General features: G+C 46.4%; 10 protein-coding genes. 3 read left to right on the top strand and 7 right to left on the bottom strand.

Translation table 11 applies throughout. The features are described from left to right. Positions 1-364: 364 nt before the first annotated feature. The 3 genes from rpsI to zapE form a co-directional block, all read right to left on the bottom strand. Positions 365-757: a 30S ribosomal protein S9 gene (gene rpsI, locus V1U08_RS10925; protein WP_014230782.1), complete on the bottom strand. Its 393-nt coding sequence runs from the start codon at positions 755-757 to the stop codon at positions 365-367. Between the two features lie 15 nt (positions 758-772). Next, the gene (rplM, locus tag V1U08_RS10930) at positions 773-1,201 is read right to left on the bottom strand and encodes a 50S ribosomal protein L13 (RefSeq protein ID WP_005396465.1); all 429 of its coding nucleotides are present in this window, start codon (positions 1,199-1,201) and stop codon (positions 773-775) included. A 251-nt stretch (positions 1,202-1,452) separates the two neighbouring features. Beyond that, entirely contained in the window at positions 1,453-2,556 is a 1,104-nt protein-coding gene (zapE, locus tag V1U08_RS10935; protein WP_014230781.1) for a cell division protein ZapE, read from the bottom strand. 195 nt (positions 2,557-2,751) lie between these two features. On the opposite strand from zapE, the gene zapG reads away from it, so the two are divergent. The 3 genes from zapG to degS all read left to right on the top strand — a co-directional run bounded on the left by zapG (position 2,752) and on the right by degS (position 6,014). After that, a complete protein-coding gene (gene zapG, locus V1U08_RS10940; RefSeq protein WP_014230780.1) occupies positions 2,752-3,195 on the top strand; it encodes a Z-ring associated protein ZapG in 444 nt (147 codons plus the stop codon). Between the two features lie 189 nt (positions 3,196-3,384). Next, positions 3,385-4,752: a DegQ family serine endoprotease gene (locus V1U08_RS10945; RefSeq protein ID WP_330470589.1), complete on the top strand. Its 1,368-nt coding sequence runs from the start codon at positions 3,385-3,387 to the stop codon at positions 4,750-4,752. 197 nt (positions 4,753-4,949) lie between these two features. Further along, positions 4,950-6,014: an outer membrane-stress sensor serine endopeptidase DegS gene (degS, locus tag V1U08_RS10950; protein WP_239948807.1), complete on the top strand. Its 1,065-nt coding sequence runs from the start codon at positions 4,950-4,952 to the stop codon at positions 6,012-6,014. Between the two features lie 32 nt (positions 6,015-6,046). Here degS and parC read toward each other — a convergent pair whose 3' ends face one another. The 4 genes from parC to cpdA all read right to left on the bottom strand — a co-directional run bounded on the left by parC (position 6,047) and on the right by cpdA (position 11,906). After that, positions 6,047-8,332, bottom strand: a complete 2,286-nt coding sequence (parC, locus tag V1U08_RS10955; protein ID WP_330470590.1) for a DNA topoisomerase IV subunit A — start codon at positions 8,330-8,332, stop codon at positions 6,047-6,049. A gap of 3 nt (positions 8,333-8,335) precedes the next feature. Next, complete coding sequence (parE, locus tag V1U08_RS10960) at positions 8,336-10,216, bottom strand: DNA topoisomerase IV subunit B (RefSeq protein ID WP_330470591.1); 1,881 nt, start codon at positions 10,214-10,216, stop codon at positions 8,336-8,338. A 251-nt stretch (positions 10,217-10,467) separates the two neighbouring features. After that, entirely contained in the window at positions 10,468-11,052 is a 585-nt protein-coding gene (yqiA, locus tag V1U08_RS10965) for an esterase YqiA (RefSeq protein WP_014230775.1), read from the bottom strand. A gap of 47 nt (positions 11,053-11,099) precedes the next feature. Further along, complete coding sequence (cpdA, locus tag V1U08_RS10970) at positions 11,100-11,906, bottom strand: 3',5'-cyclic-AMP phosphodiesterase (protein WP_330470592.1); 807 nt, start codon at positions 11,904-11,906, stop codon at positions 11,100-11,102. Positions 11,907-11,912: the final 6 nt, after the last annotated feature.

An 11,912-nucleotide genomic window follows, 5' to 3' on the forward strand; every position in this document is an offset into this window, starting at 1 on the left:
AAGCAGTAAAATAATAAATGTTTGATGTGATTTGTAACAAGAAAGCGAAAGGAAGAGACACGAAATAACGAGGTTTATCCCTTTTATATCGGTTGTTTTCAGTAAATTAAGTCTACTGAAGAAGAAATAAAATAACCGGACTACTGACGAGAGTTATTAAAATTTTGTAGCACATGAAATTAAGAAAAAACTTAATAATGGCTCAGCTAAATATTGCGTGGGTATTAAGTTAGGTCCGGGATAAAAATATCAAATTAATGGCGTATTTTTCAGCCGTATAAAAAACAAAAAGCTCGGCATATAGCCGAGCTTTTGGTGCACAGTATCCAGAATAACTCTGGAAAGCATAATTCCCGTAAGGAAATTAACGCTTAGAGAACTGTGGACGACGACGTGCTTTACGTAGACCAACTTTCTTACGTTCAACGCAACGAGCGTCACGAGTAACGTAACCAGCTGCACGTAGAGCAGGACGTAGAGACTCATCGTATTCCATAAGCGCGCGAGTGATACCGTGACGGATAGCACCAGCTTGACCAGAAATACCGCCGCCTTTAACTGTTACGTAAAGGTCTAGCTTGTCAGTTAGTTCAACTAGCTCTAGAGGTTGTTGTACAACCATGCGTGCTGTTGGACGACCGAAGTATTCGTCAAGGTTACGCTTGTTTACTACAATGTTGCCGCTGCCTGGTTTGATGAAAACACGCGCAGCTGAGCTTTTGCGACGGCCAGTGCCGTAGTATTGATTCTCTGCCATTTTCGAAATCCCCAATTAGATGTCTAGTACTTGTGGTTGTTGAGCAACATGGTTGTGCTCAGCGCCTGCGTAAACTTTAAGCTTACGGTACATAGCACGGCCTAGAGGACCACGTGGAAGCATGCCTTTAACTGCAAGCTCAAGAACCATCTCAGGTTTACGATCGATCAACTTTTCAAAAGTGATAGATTTTAGACCACCTGGGAACTCAGAGTGACGGTAGTACACTTTGTCTTTAGCTTTGTTACCAGTTACAGCAACTTTCTCAGCGTTGATAACGATGATGTAGTCACCAGCGTCAACGTGAGGAGTGTATTCAGCTTTATGTTTGCCACGTAGGCGAGATGCAATTTCACTTGCTAGACGGCCAAGAGTTTTACCTTCAGCGTCTACAACGTACCAGTCGCGTTTTACAGTTTCTGGTTTAGCAACGAAAGTTTTCATGCTAATAATAACCCGTTAATTAAAATTTAAACTTTAAAGGAACACCCTTCTGGTGCTCCCACACTGTCTAAGAGCCCAGTCATCACCCCTTCGAGTCGGTGGTACTCTCGACCTTCATTGTCGAAATAACTTCGATAATCAGGTCTGCAGTAACGGTGGGTCGCAGGATTATAGAGAAGACCGAAGAAAAAATCACCTTTTTTTGCGCCAAATCACTAATTTTTTCTTCAGTTTTTTTGAAACAAGTAGATTTAAGCCAAATGCTCTCTTGCGAGATACTCATGACTCTGCATCTCAGTTAAACGAGATAGACAGCGCTTAAATTCAAATTCAAGCTGGCCTTGAGTATATAAGCTATCCATCGGCACTTCCGCAGAAATAATGAGCTTTACATGACGCTCATAGAACTCATCGACCAGAGCAATAAAACGTCTCGCTGCGTCGTCTATTTTGCCGCTCATCTGCACAACATCAGCCAGCAATACGGTGTGATAAATGCGTGAGAGTTCTATGTAATCATTCTGGCTTCGAGTCGTTTGACATAACTGAGCAAAAGAAGCATGCAATACACCGTCGCTGGCTTCGATAACCTCGATATTACGGTGGTTAATTTCTATCTGGTGCGCCACGTGCTGCCGCTCACCTGTCAGTTGCTGGTAGTACTTATTCAGGTTAATGGTCGCTTGTTCGTCTAAAGGATGATGATAGATTTCTGCCTGCTCGAGCGTTCTTAAACGGTAATCCACTCCACTGTCGACATTCAAAACATCGCATCGAGCCAGAATCATATCGATTGCAGGCAAGAATCGCGCTCGCTGTAAACCGTTACGGTACAAATTTTGCGGTTCAATATTCGACGTCGCAACTAAGATCATCTGACGCTTAAACATTTCTTGTAGCAATGTAGCCAGAATCATTGCATCGGTAATATCAGAGACAAAGAATTCATCAAAGCACACCACGTCCGCTTCTTTTTTAAACTTGTCAGCCACTTTCGATAATGGGTTTTCAACATCACCCAGTTGCTTCAGTTCATCGTGTACTCGGTACATAAAGCGATGAAAATGCACTCGCATCTTTCTTTCTGTTGGCAACGCATCAAAAAAAGCATCCATCAAATAGGTTTTACCTCGACCGACCCCTCCCCAAAAATACAAACCTTTCGGTGGTTCAGGCAATTCAACCTTTTTACCCATGAGTTTTTGCCATTTGGAAAGTTGAGGTACAGGTGCAGACTGAAAATTGACAATAGCGTGGTAGAGCTTATCTAAAGCAGTTACTGCCTGATGTTGGGCTTCATCACGCTGGAATCCATGTTCTGCTATATCTTTTTGATATCGTTGTAGTGGTGTCATCGCATTAAGTCGTTTTAGAGGTACAAAGGAAAGTGTCACCTCGGGGGCAATGTCTGATTACAGAGAATTAGTTATCAGTCCCCGAAGACATACTGCTATTTTTCTTTATCGGCTGTTCAAGCCATAGTAACATGGACGAGCACCGCGTGTAACTAAGTAGTAAAAGACTTGTTAAAACAAATATAAGGAGCAGTTATGCCTTGGATTCATGCCATTGTGGGTTTGCTGGTCGGTACAATCGTAGGCGTAGTCATTAGTAGACTAACCACACCTGAATACAAAAAACAGAAGTCTGTACAGAAAGAATTAGAGTCGGCGAAGTTTGAACTAGAGCAACAACGCCAAGAGCTCGTCGACCACTTTGCCCAAACCGCAGAAATGTTGGATACCTTAGGTAAAGATTACACCAAGCTGTATCAGCATTTAGCGAAGACGTCTTCAGAACTTTTGCCTAATCTACCTGAGCAAGATAACCCGTTTGATAAGAAGACAGCGATGGCTTCAGAGCAGATCAAAGAAGATCAGCCAAATGTCAACGAACAACCTAAAGACTACGCCAATGGCGCAACAGGTCTTTTAAAAGATCAAGAGAAAGAAGTAATTACAGCACCTGAAGCGGTCACCGCCAAAGCATCATAACACCTCTTATCTCCCCTATCAGGCCGATACAAATCTCATTTTGTATCGGCCCTTTTTGAACTTTTCTGAAACAGCCATCTCTAACTTACTTGTGAACTGCTACCCCTTTTGATTATCCCAACTGAACCTTATATTACTAATAGTTAGGATATTTCTTTTTGGCAGACATGTTTCAAGAGGAGTTATTGGATGAAAAAACCACTGCTTGCACTGACCGTTCTATCTCTAAGTTTGAGTTCTATCTTCACGCCAATCCAGGCGACGGCAGCCTTGCCGCTCAGCATGGATGGTCAGCAACTACCTAGCCTCGCACCAATGCTGGATAAAGTGACCCCAGCGGTAGTCAGCATTGCGGTAGAAGGCAAACAGGTGCAAACCAGCCGTATTCCCGAGCAATTTCAATTTTTCTTTGGCCCAGATTTTCCAATGGAACAAACGCGAGAACGTCCGTTCCGAGGTTTAGGGTCAGGTGTCATCATTGACGCGAACAAAGGTCATATCGTAACGAACTATCACGTAATAAAAGGGGCGGATGAGATTCGAGTACGCTTATATGACGGACGAGAGTATGACGCCGAATTAGTCGGTGGTGACGAAATGGCCGATGTGGCACTGCTCAAATTGGAAAAAGCAAAGAACCTGACACAAATTAAAATTGCCGACTCCGACAAGTTGCGCGTCGGTGACTTTACCGTTGCGATTGGTAACCCGTTTGGTCTGGGTCAAACCGTCACTTCAGGTATTGTTTCCGCACTTGGCCGTAGCGGCTTAAATGTTGAAAACTTCGAGAACTTCATTCAAACCGATGCAGCGATTAACAGCGGCAACTCAGGTGGTGCCTTGGTCAACTTAAATGGTGAGCTGATCGGCATCAACACCGCTATTTTGGGTCCAAATGGTGGTAACGTCGGCATTGGCTTTGCTATTCCTTCCAACATGATGAAAAACCTTACCGAGCAAATTTTAGAGTTTGGTGAAGTGAAACGCGGTATGTTGGGTGTTCAAGGCGGCGAAGTCACGTCGGAGCTAGCAGAGGCACTCGGCTACGAGTCCAGCAAAGGCGCATTTATTGGTCAAGTAGTGCCTGACAGCGCTGCTGATAAAGCGGGCTTGAAAGCAGGTGATATCATCGTTTCCGTGAATGGTAAGTCGATTGACACCTTCTCTGAGCTACGTGCCAAAGTCGCAACATTAGGTGCAGGTAAAAAGATCACGCTCGGTGTGGTGCGTGATGGTAAAAACGAAACCTTTGACGTGACGCTTGGTGAGTCGACCAATATCAAAGCGAAAGCAGAAACCCTGCATGATGGTCTAAAAGGTGCTGAGTTAAGTAACACAAACCCGAGTGACTCCGTTCAAGGCGTGAAGGTGACAAGCGTTACTGAAAACTCACCTGCAGCTCAATACCAGTTGCAAGAAGGTGACATCATCATCGGAGTGAACCGTCAGCGCGTGAAAAACCTTGCTGAACTTCGAGCCATTGTTGATAAGCAAAAAGGCGTACTCGCACTCAACATTCAGCGCGGAGACCGTACCATTTATCTGGTAATTCGATAACGGTATTGGCCCAAAGGTGGTTAGGTAAAAGTGCTTTGGATACACAACATTCGGTGACAGAGCTCTAATACTTTGACTAACTTTTAGTCGGACAATTAAAAGGACAGCACAATCACGTGCTGTCCTTTTGTTATTTTTCAATGTAATGCTATTCTTCACCTTCTTATGCCACTTTGGCGTTCACACATGGAGAGGATATGCTTAGCTTTTTATTACGTTCTGTCTTTCTAGGCTTGGCAACCGCCGCCGTTGTCCTACTTGCGGTTCCATCTTTACGTAATAACGTAATTCCAGCTGCGCTTGATCCACAACCAAGCAACATCGCCTCTCTTGAACTCTCTTTCAATCAGGCTGTTAGAAAAGCCGCTCCAGCCGTGGTGAATATTTACAGCCGCAAGTATGTAGAAAATGATCGTAGCAAGCTTTCTACACAAGGGCTGGGATCTGGTGTGATTGTCAGTGAGAAAGGCTACATCATTACCAATTACCATGTTGTTGCGCAGGCTGACCAAATCGTCGTAGCACTGCAAGATGGCAGAGCTGCCGCGGCACAACTTGTCGGTACCGACAAACGTACCGATATCGCCGTGCTGCGTGTTGAGGGTACCAATCTCCCCGTGATACCTCTGAACTCAGAATACAAACCTCAAGTTGGTGATGTGGTACTGGCCATTGGCAATCCATACAACTTAGGACAAACCACGACCTTTGGTATTATCTCCGCGACGGGACGTTCTTCTATCAGCGACGGACGACAAGCCTTCATTCAAACCGATGCGGCAATCAACGAAGGTAACTCTGGTGGTGCATTGGTTAATACCCAGGGTGAGTTAGTCGGAATTAATACCGCCTCCTTCCAGCAAGCAACCGATTTGGAAACTTACGGCATTTCATTCGCGATTCCGGCACCACTCGCGAGCAAGATCATGCAAAAGATCATTGCGGATGGCCGTGTGATCCGTGGCTATATCGGCATTGATGGTCAAGATATTAATGCGGTCACCGCCCGATTATTGGGTAATCAACATATCGGTGGCATTGTCGTTCTCGGTATCGACCCTAATGGTCCGGCCAGCGCAGCAGGCTTCGAGAAACAAGACATCATAATTAGTATTGATGGCAATAAAGTTCAGGGACGACAAAGTGTGATGGATATTGTCACTGATTTACGTCCCGGTACCACTGTTGAAGTGGGCATTATTCGTAAAGGCAAAGAGATAACGTTAAAAGTCACTATTGCCGAAGACAAACAAGAAGCATAAAAAAATCCCAGCCACTGGCTGGGATTTTTGTTTTATTCGCTTTCGCTCGATTCTTCAGTGTTGCTCGACTCACCGAGCTCAACGTCGATTCGAGTCACTCGCTGTAAGCCTCTTGGCAGCAGACTGCCTCGACGGCCACGCTCTCCACGGAAATTATCCAAGTCAGTTGGTTTCAAGCCCAGCTTACGCTTGCCAGCATAAAGTGTCAGAGAAGCTCCCTGTGGCAGAGCCATCAGATGAGATAATACTTCTTCACGATCTTTCGCTTTCGCCGCAGGAATGTTGATGATCTTATTCCCCTTACCTTTTGCTAATTGCGGCAGGTCTTTAATTGGGAACAACAACATACGTCCCTGGTTAGTGATCGCCAGAATTTCATCAGAGTCTAAATCTTCAACTTCTTTAGGCGTCATCACTTCCGAGTTCGCAGGTAAGGTGACCAGAGCTTTGCCGCTGCGGTTCTTCGACAACAGATCGGAACCTTTACATACAAAGCCGTAACCCGCGTCAGAACCCACCAGCCATAGCTGATCTTCTTCACCCATAATAACTTGGCGAATGCTGCTGCCTGCGGTGATGTTCAGGCGGCCGGTAATTGGCTCACCCTGACTACGAGCAGACGGTAAAGAGTGCGATTCAAGCGAGTAGCTGCGACCATCACTACCAAGGAAAACGGCAGGTTGGTTACTCTTACCTCGTGCATGCGCCAAGTATTTATCACCAGACTTGTAGTTCAGACCTTCTGCTTCAACTTCATGGCCTTTCGCGTGACGAATCCAGCCTTTTTCAGACAGAACAACCGTAATCGGTTCACTTGGCACTAGGTCACGCTCAGTTAGCGCTTTCGCTTCTGCACGCTCTACCAGTGGTGAGCGACGATCATCGCCGTATTTCTCTGCATCTGCTTTGATTTCTTTCTTCAGCAATGTATTCAGACGGCGCTCAGAACCTAATAGCTGCTCTAGCTTCTCACGTTCTTTTTCCAGCTCTTCTTGCTCACCACGGATCTTCATCTCTTCCAGTTTGGCAAGATGACGAAGTTTGGTATCCAGAATCGCGTCGGCTTGGATATCAGTGATACCAAAACGCTCCATCAGCACCGCTTTTGGATCGTCTTCAGTACGGATGATCTCAATCACTTCATCAAGGTTCAGGTACGCAACCAACAAACCTTCTAAGATGTGCAGGCGAGCCATCACTTTGTCTAAGCGATATTGCAAACGTCGGCGAACCGTCGTGCGGCGGAACTCAATCCACTCCGATAGAATCTGAACCAGACCTTTAACCTGAGGACGGTTATCCAGACCAATCATGTTCAGGTTAACGCGGTAGCTACGTTCTAGATCAGTAGAAGCGAACAAGTGATTCATCAACATATCGCAATCGACTCGGTTAGAACGAGGAACGATAACGATACGAGTTGGGTTCTCGTGGTCCGATTCATCACGAAGATCTTCGACCATTGGTAGCTTCTTCGCACGCATTTGGTTTGCGATTTGCTCAAGTAGCTTAGAGCCTGACACTTGGTGCGGAATCGACGTAATGACGATGTCCGACCCTTCTTTATGCCAGACAGCACGCATCTTGATACTGCCGCGTCCGTTACGATAGATCTTTTCAATTTCCGCTTGCGGGGAAATGATCTCAGCTTCCGTTGGATAATCCGGGCCTTTCACGTACTGCATTACGTCCGGCAGTTCCGCTTTAGGGTTATCAATCAGATGGATTGTTGCGTCAGCTACCTCACGCACGTTGTGCGGAGGAATATCAGTCGCCATACCAACCGCGATGCCCGTTACGCCGTTAAGCAGGATATGAGGCAGACGTGCTGGCAGCATTTGCGGCTCTTTCATCGTGCCGTCAAAGTTTGGCTGCCATTCAACCGTGCCCTGACCTAGTTCACCCAGTAATACTTCAGCAAACTTAGACAGTTTCGCTTCGGTATAACGCATCGCTGCGAAGGATTTCGGGTCATCCGGCGCACCCCAGTTACCCTGACCGTCAACCAATGGGTAACGGTAAGAAAACGGCTGCGCCATCAATACCATCGCTTCGTAACACGCAGAGTCACCGTGCGGATGGTATTTACCCAACACGTCACCGACGGTACGTGCTGATTTCTTGTATTTTGCGGATGCCGAGAGACCTAGCTCCGACATTGCGTAGATGATACGTCGTTGAACCGGCTTCAAACCATCGCCAATGTATGGCAATGCGCGGTCCATAATTACGTACATCGAGTAATTCAGATAAGCGTCTTCGGTGAACTTGCGCATCGGCAACTGTTCAACGCCATCGTAAGTAATTTCTGTAGACATTCGTTAAACCTCTGCCAAATCGCCGTTGTTTTGTAACCAAGAACGACGGTCATCTGCACGCTTCTTACCAAGCAACATGTCCATCATTTCCATGGTCGCTGCAGAGTCGTCAATGGTTAACTGAACCAGACGACGCGTATTCGGATCCATGGTGGTTTCACGCAGCTGTAATGGGTTCATCTCACCCAGACCTTTGAATCGCTGTACGTTGATTTTGGCTTTCTTCTTCGACAAGCGCTCTAGTACGCCATCTTTTTCATCGTCATCAAGCGCGTAGAACACTTCTTTACCGCAGTCGATACGATACAGTGGCGGCATGGCAACATAGATATGACCCGCTTCCACTAGTGCGCGGAAATGACGAGTAAATAAGGCACACAGCAGCGTCGCGATATGAAGACCATCCGAGTCCGCATCGGCAAGGATACAGATCTTACCGTAACGAAGGCCGTCGAGGTTGTCGTTATCCGGGTCGATACCCAACGCAACAGAAATGTCGTGTACTTCTTGAGACGCCAGAACTTGGTCAGCAGATACTTCCCAGGTATTCAGAATCTTACCGCGCAGTGGCATAACCGCCTGGAACTCACGATCACGAGCCTGTTTTGCCGAGCCACCCGCCGAGTCACCCTCCACGAAGAAGATTTCGGTACGATTTAGGTCTTGCACAGAACAGTCGGTTAGCTTGCCTGGCAAGGCAGGGCCTGACGCAACTTTCTTACGTACGACTTTTTTGCTCGCACGCATACGACGGTGCGCGTTAGCGATACAAACTTCAGCAAGTTGCTCTGCCAGTTGCGGCTTTTCGTTCAGCCATAAACTGAAGGCATCTTTCACCACGCCTGAAACAAATGCCGCCGTTTGACGAGATGAAAGACGTTCTTTGGTCTGGCCAGCAAATTGCGGATCTTGGATTTTCACCGATAGCACGTATGAACAACGGTCGAAGACATCATCGCCGGTCAGTTTGACGCCACGTGGAAGCAAGTTACGGAATTCACAGAACTCACGCATTGCATCCAGCAAACCTTGGCGCAGGCCATTTACGTGTGTACCGCCCTGAGCCGTAGGGATCAGGTTGACGTAACTTTCGGTGATCATCTCGCCGCCTTCTGGCTGCCAGATCACGGCCCAGTTTGCGGCTTCAGTTTCTGCAGAGAATTCACCAGTAAACGGTTCTTCTGGCAGAACGGTGTATCCTTTAACGCCTTCAGCCAGATAGTCTTTTAAACCATCTTCGTAGTGCCACTTGTAGTCTTTGTTGTTCACTTTGTCTATGAACGTGATTTCTAATCCCGGACAAAGAACGGCTTTCGCACGTAGGTTATTGACCAGGCGCGTCACAGAGAAGTTTGCAGAGTCAAAGTACTTCGCTTCTGGCCAGAAGTGCACACTGGTACCACGATTACGGCGGCCACATGTGCCGGTTACGGTTAGATCCGAAACTTTATCACCGTGCTCAAAGGCAATCTCATAGACCTGACCATCACGGCGAACCGTCACTTCAACACGCTTAGACAGCGCGTTTACTACCGAAATACCTACCCCGTGGAGACCACCGGAGAATTGGTAGTTTTTGTTCGAGAATTTACCACCCGCGTGAAGCTTACATAAGATCAGCTCAACACCAGAGACTTTCTCTTCTGGGTGGATATCAACAGGCATGCCTCGACCATCATCGATCACTTCAAGTGATTGGTCAGCATGTAGGATGACTTGTACTTTTGAGGCATGTCCGGCTAGCGCTTCATCGACACTGTTATCGATAACTTCTTGGCCCAGGTGGTTCGGGCGCGCTGTATCCGTATACATCCCTGGTCGGCGACGTACTGGCTCTAAGCCATTCAGTACTTCAATGGCCCCAGCATTATATTGTTCAGTCATAATACGGAATTGTTCTCAAAGTTTATTTGTTACCTGTAAAACACGGTTCAGAATGTGTTTACTCAGGAAACGAAAAAGCCACCCTGTTAGTATCTTTAAATGTTTGTAAATCTGATACATAACAAAGTAGCCAGAGTCTATGACCCTTAAGATCTTTCAGCAAAATATAGTCGGAAAGCAAACCGCCTATGTCAAGCAACGGTTGGATATATCAGCAAAAACTATGAGCGTATTCCAATCGTTCCTATCCATTACAGTTCTAGAAATTCGATAATCTTTGCAGGATAACGCTCAAAGCCCACAAAACTGTGATCACCGCCTTGTTCTACCGTTTGCTTGGATTGCGCAAACTTATTTACCGCCTGGCGATAGTCCAGAACCTCGTCTTCGGTTTGCTGCAGTAGCCAAAACGCGTCTGGCGATGCGATGCTTTGTACATCAAGAGCTTTCAACTCGTCAATATGGCAAGTCTCAAGTGTATAAGTTTCATTCGTGTAGGGGTTAGTTTGTTCACCTAAATAGTCGACTAGCAACTCATAAGGTTTGACGGCCGGATTGACCACCACAGCTTTGAATCCAAATTGGCTGTTCAACCAAGTAGACATAAAGCCTCCTAACGAACTGCCTACTAATCCAATTCGGTAATCATTTTGATATTGCTCGACGATGTCCAGTAATAGTTGAGCGGCTAGTTGCGGAAAACACGGCAACTGCGGAATGATCACTTTGATGTCCGGGCGATGCTGCTGACAATACTCTCTCATCAGATTCGCTTTCATTGAGAGTGGTGAGCTATTAAAACCGTGGATGTACAGCAATAATGAAGGTTTCATCATAAAAGTCTCACATAAAAAGAAAGCCCGAACATAATGTTCGGGCAGGATTAGTATCCGTTCGAGGAGAAATCTGGTTGGAACTGACCTTCCGGCAATCGATTAACCTGGGTCGTAATCTCGCCAGTCGCATGCAGCTCTAATTCTCGCCAGCCTGGCGAAGTGGTATCTAATGCAAAGTCATCTGAGTTAGGCTTGAATTGCACACACGTAGAAGGTGTCGCCATGACTCGAATGCCTTGATGTAGCACATTCATATCTTGATGAACATGCCCGCACAGGATCCCTTTAACACCATCAAAACGTTCGACAATCTGCCAGAATGCTTCTGCATCTTTCAGAGTGTGTTGGTCTAGCCACGCGCTACCAACAAGAATTGGGTGGTGATGCAATAATACCAGCGTATAACGCTCAGGGTACTCGGCTAATTTTTCTTCAAGCAATGCCAGCTGCTTATCGCTTAAACGACCGTGCGGAACGCCGACTACTTGAGAATCAAGCAGGATCACTTGCCACTTATCACCAAGCAACACATGCTCCGTCGCTTTGATCTGTTGTGATGGAAGTACACTGCCCATATTGGGTTTGTAGTCATGATTGCCCGGCAGCCAGAAACAATCTTTCTCGAGTGGCGCAATACCTGCGGCGAATCGTTGATACGATCCCGCGCTGTGATCTTGCGAAATATCCCCGGTTGCTAAAATGTAATCAAACCCCACTTCGCGGCGCAAAACCTCACCAACCACAGCAGAAAAGCTGTCGGCCGTTTTTACGCTCAGCAAACTTCCCTCATCTGCCTCAAACAGATGAGTATCCGTGATTTGTAAAAGTTTGATGCTGTCACTAGATGATTGCAAAATGAA

This window comes from Vibrio sp. YYF0003, from assembly GCF_036350715.1.
In the GTDB taxonomy this organism is placed as follows: domain Bacteria; phylum Pseudomonadota; class Gammaproteobacteria; order Enterobacterales; family Vibrionaceae; genus Vibrio; species Vibrio natriegens.